The sequence below is a fragment of the Shewanella eurypsychrophilus genome, assembly GCF_007004545.3.
Taxonomy (GTDB): Bacteria; Pseudomonadota; Gammaproteobacteria; order Enterobacterales; family Shewanellaceae; genus Shewanella; species Shewanella eurypsychrophilus.
Genome location: NZ_CP045503.2, coordinates 1,798,794 through 1,817,469 on the forward strand (window position 1 = coordinate 1,798,794; position 18,676 = coordinate 1,817,469).

10 protein-coding genes, 3 tRNA genes and 2 pseudogenes are annotated in these 18,676 nt (G+C 43.1%); 11 read left to right on the forward strand and 4 right to left on the reverse strand.

What is annotated here, in order from left to right:
* Positions 1-107: 107 nt before the first annotated feature.
* Positions 108-968, reverse strand: a complete 861-nt coding sequence (gene folD / locus FM038_RS07545; protein WP_142872675.1) for a bifunctional methylenetetrahydrofolate dehydrogenase/methenyltetrahydrofolate cyclohydrolase FolD — start codon at positions 966-968, stop codon at positions 108-110.
* 633 nt (positions 969-1,601) lie between these two features.
* Here folD and FM038_RS07550 point away from each other — a divergent pair.
* From FM038_RS07550 to FM038_RS07600, 11 genes and pseudogenes are all read left to right on the forward strand, one after another.
* Positions 1,602-1,678 (forward strand) — tRNA-Pro (locus FM038_RS07550).
* A gap of 290 nt (positions 1,679-1,968) precedes the next feature.
* Positions 1,969-2,045: transfer RNA gene (locus tag FM038_RS07555), tRNA-Arg, on the forward strand.
* A gap of 8 nt (positions 2,046-2,053) precedes the next feature.
* Positions 2,054-2,129 (forward strand) — tRNA-His (locus FM038_RS07560).
* Positions 2,130-2,382: 253 nt separating this feature from the next.
* A complete protein-coding gene (tig, locus tag FM038_RS07565) occupies positions 2,383-3,687 on the forward strand; it encodes a trigger factor (protein ID WP_142872676.1) in 1,305 nt (434 codons plus the stop codon).
* A gap of 90 nt (positions 3,688-3,777) precedes the next feature.
* Entirely contained in the window at positions 3,778-4,389 is a 612-nt protein-coding gene (gene clpP / locus FM038_RS07570) for an ATP-dependent Clp endopeptidase proteolytic subunit ClpP (protein ID WP_142872677.1), read from the forward strand.
* 84 nt (positions 4,390-4,473) lie between these two features.
* Positions 4,474-5,751 carry an ATP-dependent protease ATP-binding subunit ClpX gene (clpX, locus tag FM038_RS07575; RefSeq protein WP_142872678.1) on the forward strand — a complete coding sequence of 426 codons (1,278 nt, stop codon included), beginning with the start codon at positions 4,474-4,476 and terminating at the stop codon, positions 5,749-5,751.
* A 149-nt stretch (positions 5,752-5,900) separates the two neighbouring features.
* Entirely contained in the window at positions 5,901-8,258 is a 2,358-nt protein-coding gene (lon, locus tag FM038_RS07580) for an endopeptidase La (RefSeq protein WP_142872679.1), read from the forward strand.
* Positions 8,259-8,526: 268 nt separating this feature from the next.
* On the forward strand, positions 8,527-8,799 hold the full coding sequence (locus FM038_RS07585) for an HU family DNA-binding protein (protein WP_142872680.1): 273 nt from the start codon (positions 8,527-8,529) through the stop codon (positions 8,797-8,799).
* Between the two features lie 203 nt (positions 8,800-9,002).
* Complete coding sequence (locus tag FM038_RS07590; protein ID WP_142872681.1) at positions 9,003-10,865, forward strand: SurA N-terminal domain-containing protein; 1,863 nt, start codon at positions 9,003-9,005, stop codon at positions 10,863-10,865.
* Between the two features lie 298 nt (positions 10,866-11,163).
* Positions 11,164-13,209, forward strand: coding sequence for a pentapeptide repeat-containing protein (locus FM038_RS07595; RefSeq protein ID WP_142872682.1), 2,046 nt, complete (start codon positions 11,164-11,166; stop codon positions 13,207-13,209).
* Positions 13,210-13,261: 52 nt separating this feature from the next.
* Positions 13,262-13,494, forward strand: a pseudogene (locus FM038_RS07600) (hypothetical protein); the annotation flags it as partial.
* Positions 13,495-14,490: 996 nt separating this feature from the next.
* Here FM038_RS07600 and FM038_RS07605 read toward each other — a convergent pair.
* From FM038_RS07605 to FM038_RS07615, 3 genes and pseudogenes are all read right to left on the reverse strand, one after another.
* Entirely contained in the window at positions 14,491-15,483 is a 993-nt protein-coding gene (locus FM038_RS07605; RefSeq protein WP_142872683.1) for an IS110 family RNA-guided transposase, read from the reverse strand.
* A gap of 1,471 nt (positions 15,484-16,954) precedes the next feature.
* Complete coding sequence (locus FM038_RS07610) at positions 16,955-17,335, reverse strand: hypothetical protein (RefSeq protein WP_142872684.1); 381 nt, start codon at positions 17,333-17,335, stop codon at positions 16,955-16,957.
* Positions 17,336-18,042: 707 nt separating this feature from the next.
* Positions 18,043-18,587, reverse strand: a pseudogene (locus FM038_RS07615) (reverse transcriptase N-terminal domain-containing protein); the annotation flags it as partial.
* Positions 18,588-18,676 lie beyond the last annotated feature (89 nt).

An 18,676-nucleotide genomic window follows, 5' to 3' on the forward strand; every position in this document is an offset into this window, starting at 1 on the left:
CCTGCAGATGCAGGCTTTTTTTATGCTTTTTAGAACCTAGAACCTAGAACCTAGAACCTACTAATATCCAAGCCTAGAATCAACTAGTACTCAAGCCTAGAACTTATCTAGACTTTATCGTGATAAGTTTCGGCGGCGTATAAGGTGTTCTCCAGCAGACTAGCAATCGTCATTGGACCGACGCCGCCAGGTACCGGAGTGATAAAGGCGGCATTTTGCGCCGCAACATCGTATTGAACATCGCCCACTAAGCTGCCATTTTCGAGACGGTTAATGCCTACATCGATAACCAAGGCGCCAGGCTTGATCCAATCACCTGGAATGAAGCCAGGTTTACCTACTGCTACAACTACCAGATCGGCTTGTCTGACTTTTTGTTCAAGATTACGAGTGAATCTATGACAGGTGGTCGTGGTACAACCGGCAAGCAATAATTCCAGTGTCATGGGGCGACCCACTATGTTCGAGGCTCCCACTACGATAGCGTCTAAACCGAAGGTATCGACGCCGGTAGATTTAATCAGTGTCATGATCCCCATAGGTGTGCATGAGCGTAACACCGGAATGCGCTGAGCTAGGCGGCCGACGTTATAGGGGTGGAAACCATCGACATCTTTATCGGGTCTGATACGCTCGATGACCTTGGACTCTTCGATATGCTTAGGCAGTGGCAATTGTACTAATATGCCATCGATTGATGAATCGTTATTACATTCATCAATTAGCGTTAGTAGTGCTTCTTCAGATGTGCTGCTGTCTAAGTCATATGAGCGGGAAAGAAACCCAACCTCTTCACAGGCGCGTCTCTTGCTGCCAACATAAACTTGAGACGCCGGATCTGCGCCGACTAAAATCACAGCTAAACCTGGAGCTCTTTTGCCAGCCTCTTTACGGGCGGTTACTTTTTCTTTTAGCTGTGTTCGAATGGATTGAGCGATTGCCTTGCCATCGATTCTTTGAGCTGTCATGGGGGGTGGATATCCTTAAAAGGGCGCGATGTTGAAAACCGCGGTTATTTTAACAGGAGAGGCTATAGGTGTCATTGATTTCCCTGTGTAACAAACAGTTCTAAATTGCGGATAATTAAATTAGCAGTGAGCTTATTAAGCTGATAAACCAGCGAATTGTGATTAGCTTGGAATAGCGTCTGAACTTTATGACTTATTATTGGAGCTTCACACTTATATTTATTTGAGGTTAACTACTTATTTGGATCTTCATTAGTTATATAAAGTGTCAGTAACCTAGTTGCTACTGCTTAGTGCACTCACTCATGAGTGTCATAAAATAGGCAAGTGGCGAGCTTTTTATACAATCGCTACAAGATTAGTTTGTTAAATAGCCAAGCTCGCAATCTTTCAAAAAAAAGCGTTGACGCATCTTAGGGGAGGGGCTAATATGCGCTCCGTTCTCAACGAGAAGCTAGATTGTTCTCGAGGTAGACAGAAGATTGAATGTTCACTCCCAAATAGAGCATTCTAAATATTTTCAAAGTTAGTTTTCGGTGATTAGCGCAGCCGCTTTAGCATCCTTGTTTAGGATTAGAAGTGGAACAGAGGAAACTCTGGTGTTAGTTGTTAGAATCTATAAAGATAGACTTTCGGTGATTAGCGCAGCCCGGTAGCGCATCTGGTTTGGGACCAGAGGGTCAGAGGTTCGAATCCTCTATCACCGACCAAATTTATTAAAGTAGGTTGTAAACCTTCCTGCTTTAGGTCGATAAGGACTAGGAGCTAAAAGCTTCGAATCCTCACTCTTTATAAGAGAAGCCGACCAAATTTATTAAAGTAGGTTGCTAGTTTTCCTGCTTTAAGGTCGATAAGGACCAGGAGCTAAAAGCTTCGAATCCTCACTCTTTATGAAAGAGAGAAGCCGACCAAATATTTATTTATCTGAATACCAAACAGATAAATACGAAAGATACGTCTTTCAACGCTTGTTCAGGATGTGAGTTATCTCACTTTCGAAGCGCCCGTAGCTCAGTTGGATAGAGCACCCGCCTTCTAAGCGGGTGGCCGCAGGTTCGAATCCTGCCGGGCGCACCATATCAGTGGTGATTGTAGCTCAGTTGGTAGAGCCCCGGATTGTGATTCCGGTTGTCGTGGGTTCGAGCCCCATCAGTCACCCCATTTCTTTCAGAAGAAAGTAGAAAAGCGACCTTAGGTCGCTTTTTTTACGCCTGTAATTCGTGTTTTAAGGTCGACTCTGGGCTAAAGCCTAGCTATAATGTCGCGTCTTGATATTTATCAATCATAAATGGCTAGTGCCGGAATTCAGTATTGATGGGCTTCCTAGTCACATTTTAAGATCAAGAAACGAATACTTTAATAGTTGATTCTTCGACTATTACAAAGGACGTAAGACTTATTTCGAGGTAAAACAATGCAAGTTTCTGTTGAAACAACTCAAGGCCTAGAGCGTCGCCTAACTATTTCTGTTCCTGCTGAGCAGATTGAAAAAACCGTTAATGAAGCATTAAAGAGCGAAGCAAAGCGTGCTCGTCTTCCTGGTTTCCGTCCAGGCAAGGTGCCAGTAAGTGTCATCAACAAGCGTTATGGCAAGGCAATCCGTCAAGACATTACAGGTGAAGTGATGCAGCGTAATTTCGTTGAAGCAATTATTGCTGAGAAATTAAACCCTGCAGGCGCTCCTACTTTCGTACCTGGTGAGTCAGATACTAAAAGCTTCCAGTTTGTTGCGACTTTCGAGATCTACCCAGAAGTAGAACTAAAAGGTCTTGATGCTATCGCTGTTGAACAGCCTAAAGCTGAAGTGACTGATACTGATGTTGACGCAATGATTGAAACTTTGCGTAAGCAACATGCTACTTTTGAAGCTGTTGAGCGTGAAGCTGCTGACGGCGACAAGGCGATGATCAACTTCGTCGGTTCTGTTGATGGTGAAGAGTTTGAAGGCGGTAAAGCTGAAAACTTCGAACTACAACTTGGTAGTGACCGTATGATCCCAGGTTTTGAATCTGGTGTTGCAGGACACAAAGCCGGTGAAGAGTTCGAAATCGAAGTGACTTTCCCTGAAGATTACCATGCAGAAAACTTGAAAGGTAAAGTTGCTAAGTTCGTTATTACACTTAACGAAGTTCAAGCTGCAAACCTTCCAGAAGTTAACGACGAATTTGCTAAACTATTCGGCGTAAACGAAGGTGGTCTTGAAGCACTTAAAGCTGAGATCAGCAAGAACATGGGTCGTGAACTTGAGCAAGCACTTAAAGCAAGTGTTAAAGAGCAAGTACTAAACGGTCTTCTTGAGCAGAACGAAATCGACCTGCCTAAGTCGCTTATTGACGGTGAAGTTGAAGTGCTACGTAAGCAAGCTATGCAGCGTTTCGGTGATCAAGCTGCTAACATGCCTGAGCTACCAGCTGACCTGTTCACTGAGCAAGCAGAGCGTCGCGTTAAAGTGGGTCTACTTCTAGGTGAAGTGATCAAGACTAACGAGCTAAAAGCTGAAGATGAGCGTGTTCAAGGTCTAATCGCTTCTATGGCTTCTGCTTACGAAGATCCAAGTGAAGTTGTTGATTATTACAACAAGAACGAAGAGATGATGCAGAACATGCGTAACGTCGCTCTTGAAGAACAAGCTGTTGAAGCTTTGCTTAAAACTGCAAAATTAACTGATAAAGAAGTTAATTTTGAAGAATTTATGAACAAGGCTACACAACAAGGCTAAGCTTAGCTTGACTTAAATGGTGATTAACCATTTATAATGGCTCGTATGAGGTTCCTCATGCGAGCCGTTTTTATTTAGGGATTATTAATAATGCAAAATGCACCAGAATCAGTATTAAATGCACTCGTTCCTATGGTAGTTGAACAAACTGCTAAGGGTGAACGCTCGTACGATATCTATTCTCGACTATTAAAAGAGCGGATCATCTTCCTAGTTGGTCCGGTCGAAGAGCATATGGCTAACCTAGTCGTTGCACAATTACTGTTTTTGGAGTCGGAGAGTCCTGATAAGGATATCTTCCTGTATATTAACTCTCCAGGTGGTTCTGTTACTGCAGGTATGGCTATTTACGATACAATGCAGTTTATTAAACCTAATGTCAGTACAGTGTGTATTGGTCAAGCTGCGAGTATGGGTGCGTTTCTTCTCGCTGGCGGTGCTGAAGGTAAGCGCTATTGCTTGCCTAACTCTCGAGTGATGATCCATCAGCCGCTTGGTGGTTTCCAGGGGCAAGCATCAGATATCGCTATTCATGCCCAAGAAATCTTAGGTATCAAGAACAAGCTGAATAAAATGCTAGCTGAACATACCGGTCAGCCTTTAGATGTGATTGAACGTGATACTGATCGTGATAACTTCATGAGTGCCGATGAAGCCACAGAATATGGACTCGTAGATTCAGTGATGAACAAACGAAGCTGATTTTTGTCTTTGGCTGAGCTATGCTGAGTATTGAGACGTTAAATAGAATTAAGTAGTAGTGCAGACTGCGCAAGAGGTAGTGTAATGAGCGACAACAAAAGTACCGGTGACAGTGGGAAACTACTGTACTGCTCTTTTTGTGGAAAGAGTCAACATGAGGTTCGTAAACTTATTGCTGGCCCTTCAGTATATGTTTGTGATGAGTGTGTAGAGCTCTGCAACGATATTATTAGGGAAGAGATCAAAGAGATTTCACCGAAGCAAGATCAAGACAAGTTACCGACTCCACACGAGCTAAGAGCGCATTTGGACGATTATGTTATCGGACAGGATAGGGCCAAAAAAGTCCTTTCGGTTGCGGTTTATAATCATTATAAGCGTCTGAAAAATGCGAGTCCTATGGATGGGGTTGAGCTTGGCAAGAGTAATATCTTGCTCATTGGTCCAACGGGAAGTGGTAAAACATTACTTGCCGAGACATTTGCTCGTTTTCTGGATGTGCCATTTACTATGGCTGATGCAACCACATTAACCGAGGCCGGTTATGTTGGGGAAGATGTAGAAAACATCATTCAGAAGCTGCTGCAAAAATGTGACTATGATGTTGAAAAGGCTCAACGTGGCATCGTTTACATCGATGAAATTGATAAAATCAGTCGTAAGTCTGATAACCCATCGATCACTCGTGATGTCTCTGGCGAAGGTGTGCAGCAGGCACTACTTAAGCTGATAGAGGGCACCGTTGCTTCCGTACCGCCTCAAGGGGGACGTAAGCATCCACAACAAGAGTTTTTGCAGGTTGATACCTCTAAGATTCTGTTCATTTGTGGCGGCGCTTTCTCAGGTCTTGAGAAAGTCATCGAACAACGTAGTCATAAAGGAGCTGGTATCGGCTTTGGTGCCCAAGTTAAGGGAGAGGATGATAAAGCCACTATCTCTGAAATCTTGATGCAGGTTGAGCCAGAAGATCTGATTAAATATGGCCTGATCCCTGAGTTTATTGGTCGTTTGCCTGTGCTTTCAACATTGGCTGAACTCGATGAAGAAGCGTTAGTACAAATTTTGTCTGAACCTAAGAATGCACTGACTAAACAGTTTGCAGCCTTGTTCGAGATGGAAGACGTTGAGCTTGAATTCAGAGACGATGCACTCAAAGCCATTGCCTCAAAGGCGATGACACGTAAAACCGGTGCGCGTGGTTTACGTTCAATAGTGGAAAGTATCCTACTCGATATCATGTATGATCTACCTTCGGTCAATGATGTTGCCAAGGTTGTGATAGATGAATCTGTCGTTAAGGGAGAGTCTAGCCCTATACTCATCTATGAGAATAACGAGGCTCAAGCCGCTGGTGCAGAGTAAGTTTCTTAGAAACAGACTCATTTGAATTTAAAGGGAGCCCGTATGGCTCCTTTTTTATTCGCTCAGTTTATATATTTGTTGTTAGCCATTGAAACCAATGAATTCATCCCAATATAATCTTTAGTATTATCATCAAACGGAATCGAGCTATGACACAAGAGAGTGAAGCGCGAATCGAACTACCCGTACTGCCACTGAGAGATGTGGTGGTATATCCCCATATGGTCATTCCGTTATTCGTAGGACGGGAAAAATCTATTCGTTGCCTAGAAACGGCGATGGAGCAAGATAAACAGATTATTCTGGTTGCCCAGCGTGATGCTGAGCTCGATGACCCAAGCATTGATGACATTTTTGAAGTGGGTACCGTCGCTTCAATTTTACAGTTGTTGAAACTACCTGATGGCACAGTAAAAGTACTGGTCGAAGGTGGTAAACGTGCGCGCATAGATAAATACACCGATGAAGAGTCTTTTTTCGTCGCTACTGCACAATACCTCGAATCTGAGCCTATGGCTGAGAAAGAGGAAGAAGTACTTGTTCGTTCCGCTGTTGGCCAATTTGAAGGCTATATTAAGCTGAATAAAAAGATCCCACCCGAAGTATTAACCTCTCTTTCTGGTATCGAAGAAGCCGCTCGTCTTGCCGATACCATGGCGGCTCATATGCCACTTAAGCTCGAAGATAAGCAATCTGTGCTTGAGATGGTCGATGTCGCCGAACGCCTCGAATATCTGATGGCCATGATGGAGTCTGAAATCGATCTGTTACAGGTCGAGAAACGGATCCGTTCACGGGTCAAGAAACAGATGGAAAAGAGCCAGCGTGAGTATTACCTTAACGAGCAGATGAAGGCAATTCAAAAAGAGTTGGGGGATATCGATGAGTCTCACGATGAATTTGAAACTTTAGCCAAGAAGATTGAAGAGGCTAAGATGCCGGAGGAAGCCAAAGATAAGGCGACCGCTGAGCTCAATAAATTAAAGATGATGTCACCCATGTCAGCAGAAGCGACGGTTGTTCGTAGCTATGTCGATTGGATGATTTCAGTACCTTGGCGTCAACGCTCGAAAATCAAGCGTGATTTAGCCAAGGCACAAGATGTGTTAGACACTGACCATTTTGGTTTGGAAAAAGTCAAAGAACGCATTCTCGAGTACCTTGCGGTGCAGAGTCGAGTTAAGCAGCTTAAAGGGCCAATACTTTGTTTAGTCGGCCCACCAGGTGTAGGTAAAACCTCATTAGGACAATCTATCGCTAGGGCTACCGGGCGTAAGTATGTACGTGTCGCCTTGGGGGGCGTGCGTGATGAGGCCGAGATCCGTGGCCATCGTCGTACTTATATCGGTTCTATGCCGGGTAAAGTTATTCAGAAAATGTCTAAAGTCGGGGTTAAAAACCCACTCTTCTTACTCGATGAAATCGATAAGATGAGCTCAGATATGCGTGGTGACCCTGCATCGGCATTGCTAGAGGTATTAGACCCTGAGCAAAATTCTACCTTCAGTGATCATTATCTTGAAGTGGATTACGATCTGTCTGATGTGATGTTTGTTGCGACCTCTAATTCGATGAACATTCCGGGTCCGCTTTTAGACCGTATGGAAGTGATCCGCCTGTCAGGCTACACAGAAGATGAAAAACTCAACATTGCTAAGCAACACTTGTTGCCTAAGCAAATTGAGCGTAATGGACTCAAGCTTAAAGAAGTAACCGTCGATGATAGTGCGATTATTGGCATTATTCGCTATTACACTCGTGAAGCGGGTGTTCGATCGTTAGAGCGTGAATTGTCGAAGATCTGCCGTAAGGTAGTGAAGAGAATTTTGCTGGATAAATCAGTTAAGCATGTCGATGTGAACCAAGATAACCTTAAGTCTTTCTTAGGTGTGCAACGCTGTGATTATGGTAAAGCAGAATCAAACAATCAGATTGGTCAAGTGACAGGCCTTGCTTGGACAGAAGTTGGCGGTGACTTATTAACGATTGAAGCGACCTCTGTGCCAGGTAAAGGCAAGCTTAGTTATACCGGCTCTCTTGGTGATGTGATGCAGGAATCGATTCAAGCAGCCATGACCGTTGTGCGAGCTCGTGCGGAACAACTTGGTATTAATCCTGATTTTTATGAGAAACGTGATATTCATGTACACGTTCCTGAAGGCGCAACACCCAAAGATGGGCCTTCGGCAGGAGCGGCAATGTGCACTGCTCTTGTATCTAGTTTAACGGGTAATCCGGTACGTGCAGATGTGGCCATGACAGGTGAGATAACACTTCGAGGTGAAGTCTTGCCAATCGGTGGTTTGAAAGAAAAGCTGCTTGCTGCGCATCGAGGCGGAACCAAAGTGGTGCTGATCCCTAAAGAAAATGAACGAGATTTGGAAGAAATTCCAGCGAATGTCGTTGCAGACCTTAAAATTCATCCAGTGCGATGGATCGATGAAGTTCTTAACTTGGCGTTAGAGCGACCAATAGAAGGCTTTGAGGTGGTTAAAAATTTGGGCTAACGCAAGAAAATGCAGTTTTGCATTAAAATAAAGTGCAAAAAGTGCAAAAAGGGGCTTTTTAAAGTCCCAAGCTGTGGTAGCCTAGGTCGGTGGATTGCTCATTCTTCTCAAGCCCTTATGGCAACTGGTTTTGAGCGCTATCCAATTAAATTTATCTGCTTTTTCTACTAAGCTTGAGTTTTAATTTCAAGCTCGTTATAAAAGCCACTGCAGACCGCTCTTTAGAGGAATTTGGTTGCGGTGCAAAAATTACATTCAAGGGGATGACATGAACAAATCTGAACTAATCGAGAAAATCGCTTCTGGTGCTGACATTTCTAAAGCGGCTGCAGGCCGTGCATTAGATTCTTTCATTGGCGCTGTTACTGAAGGTCTTAAAGATGGCGAGAAGATTTCTCTAGTTGGTTTTGGTACTTTTGAAGTGCGTCAACGTGCAGAGCGTACTGGTCGCAACCCACAAACGGGTAAAGAGATCAAGATTGCTGCTGCAAACATTCCTGCATTCAAAGCAGGTAAAGCTCTGAAAGACGCTGTAAACTAAAATCAGTTTTATCGCTCTTATTTCAAGCTTAATACTTGCTAAAAGAGCTACGTAAAAAGCACTGCGTGAGCAGTGCTTTATTACAAAAATGAGTATATTAGGGATTAATCATTGTTTAATGTTAATCACCTCAAGTTTACGAAAAGGCGCATCTCAAACGTGATGCGCCTTTTTAATTTTAATCGCAACAAGCGAGAGAATAGATGTTAGAGAAGATTCGCGAAGGCTCACAGGGCGTGATTGCAAAAAGCATTCTGGTTCTAGTGATACTTTCCTTTGCATTTACTGGTGTAAGCAGTTATTTGGGATCATCAACAGAGGCGGCTGCCGCTACTGTTAATGGTGAAGAGATCAGTGAATCAGCCTTGGAGCAAGCCTATCAAAGTGAACGAGGTCGATTAGAACAACAGCTAGGTGAGATGTTCGAAGCCTTAGCGGCTGATGATGTCTATTTGGCCAGTGTAAAGCAGAGCGTATTAGAGCGTCTTGTTGCTGAGAAGCTTTTAGACCAATCGGCAACAGAGCTTGGCTTAAGAGTATCTGATGAGCAAATTAAAAATGCCATTATGACTGAACCTGCTTTCCAAACTGAAGGTGTGTTCGACAATGACCGTTACTTAGCTATCTTACGCCAGTTAGGCTATCAGGCTAACTCTTTCAGAAATATGATGCGTACCGATATGACACGTCGCCAGCTTGTTGCATCATTAGTCGGTTCTGAGTTCGTTCTACCAGGTGAAACTAGCTATCTAGCTGGTATCCAGGGACAGACTCGTGACATTCGATACCATATTGTTGATGCAAGTCCATTTATTGCTGATGCTCAGGTGACCGATGAGCAAGCACAATCATTTTATGATACGAATCTTGCACAATTCATGAGCCCAGAAACATTAAGCCTTGAGTATATAGAACTCAATGCTGCAGATATGGCTAAGAGCATAATTGTTACTGATGAAGAAGCACTGAGCTTCTTTGATGAAAATAAGCAGCAATATCTTAAGCCTGAGAAACGTCTAGCTGCACATATCCTTATCAACTTAGGTGATGATGAATCAGCTGCTGAAGCCAAGGCTGATGCGATTTATGCAAAGTTACAAGCGGGTGAAGATTTTGCAGAAATTGCCAAATCAGATTCTGAAGATACCTTTAGCGGTGAGCAAGGTGGCCAATTAGATTGGTTCGAGCAAGGTGTGATGGAGCCAGCATTCGATGACGTGCTTTACTCTCTTGTAAAAGATCAGTATTCGACGGTAGTGAAAACCAGTTTTGGTTTCCATATCATCAAGCTACTTGACCTACAACCAGCGGCCGAAGCACCTTTTACCGATGTTAAAGAGAAGATTGTTGCTCAGCTTAAAGATAAGAGAGCCATTGATACTTTCTTCGGTCTTCAACAAACACTTGCCGATGTGACCTATGAAGTGCCAGATACATTAAGTGAAGCAGCGAACGAATTAGGTGTTGAAGTTCAAACAACACCAATATTCACTCGTACTAATGCACCAGCGCCTTTTGATAAGCCTGAAGTGTTAAAGGCTGCTTTTTCAGCCAATGTGTTACTTGATGGTATGAATAGTGACGTGATTGAGGTTGAAGCTAACCATGCTATGGTTATTCGTATCAAGTCTCACACTGCAGCTGGTACTGTAGATTTTGCTAAAGTGAAATCAAGTATTGTTGAGCGTCTTAAGCAAGAGCAAGCTAACGAGATCGCTCGTGAGCAAGCCCAAACACTGATGAGCGATATTGATGCACAAGCGAGTACTGCTTTTATCACTAAGACTAAGATCGGTCGTTTTGAGCAAGGTGTTGACGGCGCAATCATCAACAAAGCATTTCAGATGGCTCAGCCTGTCGATACTGCTGTAGTTGATACAGTTGCATTGGCTAATGGCTATGCCGTTGTCGCTCTAGACAAAGTTAATGCAGCGGAAGGCATTGATGACAATGTACTTGGTGCTCTTAAGCAACGTTTGAGCGCCCAATACAGTGAAGGTGACTATCGAGCCCTGATTGCTACGCTAAAGGCAAAGGGTGAGGTGTCATATACCTCTGCTCAGTAAAGCTCACATAGTGAGTTTACTCACTTAAACTAAAGGTCAGCATTAGCTGACCTTTTTTATGTCTGTCCTACCTCTTCATTTTGAATCATGACACTTACCTAATTCGCTACGACCCCTTTATCTCGAAATGCAATCGGTTGCTTATTCTCATGAAGGGTTGACTAAAACGACACTCTGATTCACTCTCATAAAGGATAATGACGCCCTGCACGTCCAGAGGCTTAGGGATAGCCCATTATTGCAACTTGATAAAAATCTACAACTTCAGAAAAATCTGTTCCATTATAAGGAAAATAACGTGCAGACTATCAATGATTTCCGCAGCAAGTTTAACGTGTTGTTAGCACTAATATGTTTTCTAATCTTCGTGACAGCTTGTGATAGCAACGACAATGATACTCAAATACAATCAGACCTTTTAACCGAAAAGGACTTTGCGAATAATAGTCGCTTACGTGCTAACCCTGAACAAGGTACCGTTGCTTTATTTCTTGAGCCACCTTCGGCAACTGTAGAGGGTGACTCTAATGGCGAGTCAGGCTCCGATCTCATACCCTACCAATATTCGCGTCCCCTCAAGCATACATTTTGCTATGAAGATGGTAACAGCAATTCAAATCACTCTATGGTGCTTAACAATAGCAGTGGCGATGAAGTGCTGAGCATTACAGCCAATGATGAGTGCGTATCGGCAGTAATACCTGCGGGGGAATATCAGCTGGTACTGACCCACGGTCAGCACGTAGATAGCACTGATACTACCTTCTTAGTGACGACGCCTGATAGTGGTTCGCTGCCAGAAGCAAATAGCGTTAATTATTCGATTGTTTCCAGACTACTTAGTACCCTTGGCAATGCCCTGATAAGCCCAGCTTATGCAGACACTGCAGATGATAATGTGACTACGCTTATTTCAACGAACGCATGCAAGAATTGTGATTTGTCAGGCGCAGACTTGGATAATGCAACGCTCACATTTGCAGATCTTTCCGGCGCTGATTTAAGTGATGCCATATTAACCAATGTCGACCTGTTTGAATCAACGCTCACTGGAACCAACTTTAGTGGCGCCGATATGAGCAAGGGTGATTTTCGTGGTTCGGAAATGACGTATGCTGATCTCAGCAATGCCAACCTAAGCGGGGCTTATTTTTCCAGCGCGCAATTATCCCCTGCGGACCTTGATAAAGCGACTGTCACGGATACAGATTTTGATAACGCCAACCTTGTTGGCGCGACATGGATAGACGGAGGTATTTGCGATATCACCTCTGTTGGCTTTTGTAATTCAACAGCGGTTGCCGAGTCAGACCCGTGCGATTCTGTTAAGCAGGATGTTACCGATGATGGCAACACCGTCTATAAGTGTTTATTGCCAGCCGTTGATAAGGAAGTTTGTACCACCGAGTATGGTGGTGTTGATGGTGCCACGCCAATAACAAGCTGCGAAGCAAAAGATACTTCAGAGCTGGTTACGTCTGTTAATCTTGTTGATATCTTCAGCCAGGTTAGCTCATCCTTTGATACCACTCTGGACAACGACACTCCTATGGCCATTTTAGCTTGGGGGGGAGAAGGTGGCATTGGTTCTAGTGGTGGACTCTGGACCTCTGGTGGTGATGGCGGTAAGAGCGGTTTTGCATCGACAGTCACAACGTTATCTCATTTCCTAGACGATTATGGGCAAACATCATTCAATTTCTTCATTGGTGAAAATGGCACACTGAGTAATATCTATGGTGACGGTGGCTCTTCGACACTGGTCATGATTGCAGAAAGTAGCCCTGCTTCACTTGAAGACGATGTCATACTTATTGCTGGCGGTGGCGGTGGCGGGGACTCTTCTGGATGGCTTAACGATGGCACTGATGGCGGCGATGGTGGCGTTGCGGCCTCATCAATCATAGGTCAGGGAACCATTGGCGTAGGCCAAGCCATTATCAGTGTATCCGACGGTGGCAGCACGGATGAATGGGGGAATGGTGGAAATGGTGCCAATGACGGCAAAGATGGCATTGGTGGTCAAGGTGGACAAGGATTTTTAGGCGCTAATAGTGAATGGGTAAATGGCGATCCTGGGGTCGGTTCGGACGGCAGGGGCGGCAATGCAGATGATAGCTTTAGCGCTTCTGGCGGCGGTGGCGGCGGAGGTGGTTATGGTGGCGGTGGTGCTGGCGATGATGGAGCTGGAGCCGGTGGCGGAAGCTGGTCGATCATCCCAGCCACCACCTGTAATAGTGCGCCCACTCAAGATACGGCACCTTCAAATCCTGGTTCATCAGGTGATGACTTTGGCAGTAAAAATGGCGCTGTTGAAGTTTGGATATTTCCAAAGGGCTGTTAATCACAGATAAAACAAGCTGAGAGCGGGGCATTTTTCAGTTCTCAGCCAGCTCGATACTGCTGTAGTTGATACAGTTGCATTGGCTAATGGCTATGCCGTTGTCGCTCTTGATAAAGTTAATCCAGCGGAAGGCATTGATGACAATTTACTTGGCGCTCTTAAGCAACGTTTAAGTGCCAATACAGTGAAGGTGACTATCGAGCCCTGGTTGCGACGCTAAAGGCAAAGGGTGAGGTGTCTATACCTCTGCTCAGTAAAGCACACATAGTGAGTTTACTCACTTAAACTAAAGGTCAGCATTAGCTGACCTTTTTTATGTCTGGAACATTTATGAAGATTTACCAGGGATGGGTATAAATCTTCGTTATGTCTGGAACATTTATGCCAGCCCCCAGAGACGGGGTAGGGCAGGTATTTATGTCTGGCCATAAATGTTCCATTCGTTTATTGGCATTTCCGCCATCAAAGTTTGCTAGCCTTCGAATGAAGGTCTATTGCATTTTCGTTGATACGACCGTCTTTCCGGCAGAGCTTTTGAGCCGGAATCCAGCATTTGTTGGACTGTGTGTTTGAAAGCCGTACTTTCATGGCAACCTAACGCTTCCCTGCGGGGGCTATGCAGATGCTTCCACGAAGAACTCGGAGGTAAAGATTGAGCTAAAAGTTGAGAGTTGCAAAGACTTTAGCTGTTGCCTTTCTCCGTGTCCTCTGTGTTCTCCGTGGTGAATAGCTTTAGGATTGATGCTTTACCAAGAAACAAGCACTCTTACCACGGAGCGCTACGCTTGCACGGAGAACACGGAGGTAAAGCTAAAACCTACACCAGAAAGCCTTAGAGCTAGCTTATTTATGTCCAAAAGTGAGTTACGAACTGTGAACACAAACTGAACACAAATCGAAGATAAAAAATTCAGGTGTAGTTGCAGCTGTGAGCTTCGATGACATGGCCAAAAATGTTCCCTACATTTTCCGGCATTCCCCACATATATGGACCCATCCGGTTTGCAAGACATTCGATATCAATTCTGAGAAAAGTTCATTGCACCCATATATTCGGCCTGTTGTTGAGGTTATCCTCTGGCCCTGATGGATATCTGCTTCTACTCTCCTTATCATCCTTACGGCTTCTTTAGAGCCTATGGAGGGAACAGGTTTTAAGTAGAACAGTCTGACTGTCTCATCATCAAATCAATTGCCTAAGCAACTTGGTGGTGGGTTAAATCTTATCTTTATAACACTCACGGCGACTTTGATTTTTTAGTCGACCATTTGGTATTCTTCCTATCTCGCAGCGATGACCCACGCTATTCGAGCAAGCTTGTTAGCCACTGCAACACAGGCTCTGTTAAATCCTCGCCTTTCCGCAAGTGCGACTGCCCAGCGACTGAATCTATCCACTTTACCATCACTATGGCGCAGTACAGCTCTTGCTCCGTGGATAAATAAAGTGCGAAGATAAGCATTGCCGCGTTTGCTAATGCCAAGCAAATTATCTTTACCGCCACAGCTGTGCAGCTTTGGTACGAGACCACACCAAGCGGAAAAATGCCTGCCATTAGTAAAATCTTTGCCGTTACCTGCTGCCGCATAAAAAGCGGTAGCCGTCACAGGACCTATACCTGGTACTGCTTCTAAACGTAGGCATACATGGTTACTTTTGGTTTCTTGTAGTACTTGCGTATCACAATTTTTAAGCCTTGTATCTATATCCGTAAACTCTTCATACAGCTGATAAAATATGCTGCGACCTTTTACTGTTAGTGCATTATCAGCGTTTTCTAAAAGATCAGGCAGTTTTGACCTAAAAGATGCTTTGCCTTTTGCTATTACAATACCGTACTCAGCGAGCATTCCTCTTACTTGGTTGACTAGCGCTGTAGACTGCTTGTTTAGTCTTTCTCTCATACGGTGTAGCATCTGGACATCCTGTTGCTCGACAGGCTTAGGCTGTACAAATCGCATGTTAGGCCGTTGGGCTGCTTCAGCAATGGCAAACGCATCGTTGTAGTCGTTTTTATTTCCCTGTCTGTACGGGACAACGTATTGAGGAGCGATTAGCTTGACCTCATGACCCATTTTTTGAAACTCTCTAGCCCAATAATTAGCACCGCCACAGGCTTCCATTACGACAAGGCAAGGCTCTACTTGAGAAAAGAAGTGAATTAACTCGGTGCGTTTAATCATCTTCTTTCTGACTAGCTTTCCGGCTCTGTTCACACCCACAAAATGAAAAACAGACTTTGCGATATCTAAACCAACTGTAGTAATCTTCATGGTGGACCCGTCCTCTTTCTGATGAGTTTTAGCAACTACATCGTGGCCCATTGCGAGGCCGATTAAAAGTGGATGGGTCCATTCCATTATCCATGTAGGTCAGATGGGAATAAATCTTCGTTATGTCTGCCAATAAATGTTCCCTTCATTTATTGGCATTTCCACCATCAAAGTTTGCTAGCCTTCGAATGAAGACTGGTTACATTTTCTGTTTTAGCCTCTGCTGATTTTGTATTGGGTAGTTTGTTCGAAGGTCGTGCCTTCATTGTCATTTATAGCCTGCGGCTCGCTAATGTGCTGCTACTTCTACGAGACGACGCGAGTACGGTCCCTGTAGTCTCTGCGGCAGCGTCCATGCTGCCGAAGCTCGTAGCCGCATCAACACTCGATTATTTGTCTCTTCGATTTGAGTTTTGATGGTAAGCATGAACTTTAATTGGTAACACACTTTACCCAAAAATCAGTTTGGCACTTCAAAGCTAAGTAGATTGAGAAAACACTTGGATCTAGAAAACTGAATGTGGCAGATTTTCTATAACCTAAAAGGTTATGCCTGTCCTACCTCTTCAATGGGCATTTTGTGTTTGAAATATAGTTAACCATTCAAGAGGACAAATTTATTTCATATTCTTAGTTGTATGAGGTTGCCATATCTGACGTCTATACTTTCACAAATACCTATAATCTTTTTCAAAGCTTAAGTTCTAAGTCGTATCTGCCCCAAAGTTGCTTAGAATAAAAAATGGATTTATAACCTGCTGATGGCGTTTTACTATACCAAAAGTTATATGTACAGCTCTATTTTTCTAAGTAGATGAGTCACTTTCCAACAAAGTAAAAGATATCGACTTTTGTCCATACAATCCCTTTGTAAATACTTAGTACATGAATTAAAAGTATTTAAACTATTGTCATATTAAAATGGTGGAATAATAGGAAATGGCCTCTGGCCGTATGGAATAAATCATGGTGGGTTTATATGAGGTAATTAAATTATTAGTCGGGGTTGTGAAGCCTGATATTGCATGGCCTGAAATTCCAGAGGGGTATTTTTAATAAACATTCAGATGAAATTGATAGCTTTCATCTGAATGTTGTTCGGAAAGTAGAGCAATAATTACAATTAGAAATTGATCTATCGATTGACTCTATTTTAGCAAGGGAAATATTTCCTTAGCTTTAACTTGTTACGTTTTTATCCATGTTTAATTACTTTTAATTCTGTAGCTGACAAGATAAACCGCCACTTTTGTTAATTGTGCATTGGACTCTTCCACTGCCAATACTGGATGAGCTGTAGCGGTCAACAGACACCCCCATGCTGCTTAATGCTCGAACAAAGGATTCTAAATTATTATCATTCCCATTGAATATATAATTCGTAGCGTAAGAAGAATGATTAAATAATGGCACTTGGTTATTATCCGAATCCTGAACAACCGATAATGTTAAGAAAAATTCCCCTTTACTATCAATACCTGAAATGTTCAGGATTGCAATTATCTGCAAATCGAAATTCAACATAAAATTTCACATTTATAACTTTAACTGCAATAGCTAGAGCCGCTGCAGTATAGTGACCTATACGTTGATTAATGGTTTGGTTATCAGCAAACCAATCCTCAAGTTTCTGTTGTTCAGGTAGATTACCAATTAAATCGGTACCTCTTCCTATTAAACTTTCAGGAACGTCAAACCCTGTATCAAGATAATCTCTGGTGTTTTGTTGAGAGCTAAATAAAGTATCACGCTTTTGCATCTCTGTTGAAGACATAGATTTTTCTTTCACCAGTAAAACATCCGGTGATCCCGGCTCGAAGCTTGGCATAAATACTAGAGTGTACTTTTTCATTAATTTATCTTTACTATTAAATAAGTACAAAGTATCTGAAGTACCTGTCATATGCTGCGTTGCTGTACTTCTTGCGACAGCAGTATAATCTGATTGACTGATGCAGCTATCACATTGTTGAAGTATCGCTGCTTTTGTATCTAAACTGAAAATACATAAGACTAAAATAAAAAAACAATAAGGTTCTAAATAACATGATTCATCCTTGAAAAGTTATATAACTATTGAAGGATGACACTGCGCTTTAGCTCATATAGCAGTGTCACTATTGTTAACATGTTTAATTTTCTACAATGAAAAATTAAACAGCGATTTTGTTCTGTTTAGAATAATGACGGAAACAGTAATACCATCCAAGAGGGGGCAGTATGAAGTTTAATATTGTTGAATATAAACCAACAAGAGGAAGACTCTTTGACCTTGATTTTATTGCAAAATGCAAAGTGAGGAATATCACTGATAAATTTAGAATGAAAAAAATCTGACCAAAAGTAGTCGCGTTGAAATCCATATTGCTCTCCATTGCATCCTTGCATTATAAGTACATCCGTTAAATAAAGTCTGTATTGTAATTATACAATTTAGACTTTATGGAATATAAAAGCCCAAGTTAATTTTGTCAAGGGCAATTAATTATCTAAAAATAACTACTAAGACATATATGGACGCTCCCACTATGTCAAGACATGGCTCTCCTGGCCAAGAGCTAAAGTCCATTGAGCAGATCTCTTTTGACTCAAACAGATAAAGCACTGCGCAATCGCATCCGCTGTACTCCGGTTAGGTCGAAAGCCATAACTGTTTGGATCGGATGTGTTTCAGAGATAGGTTCCAGTGCGAGAAGGTATAGCGCTTGTTGCGCTCTATCTACCATGCAAGGGATCCCTAACGGTCTGAGCTTACCGTTTTTCTTGGGGATATAGATACGTCTGAGTGGTTGAGCTAGATAGCCTTTTCGACTCAGTTGTGTAACCGCAATCATACGACGCGCATCCGTGTTCCAGATGACGCCGTCTATTCCAGGCGTTTTACTGCCTTTGTTTTGTGATACTCGTTTAACAGCAAGAAGTTTTGCTGAATGCGAGTGAGTCAGTGTCCATTGCAAGGCTTTCACCTTACCTTGTCTACCTTCTCTGGTTGCTTTTGCAATGCGCATTTGAAGCTTTAATACATGCTTATCGATAGCTTTCCAATTATTGGATTGCCATTGAGCGCTGTTAGAAGAGGCACTCACTTCAATTGATGTGATCATTTGCGTTTCTCCTTAAATAAAGTTCTTCAAATCATCTTGCAACGGGAGACCAGCTGGAAGTGGGCTCACTTTCGTGATCAGACATGTGT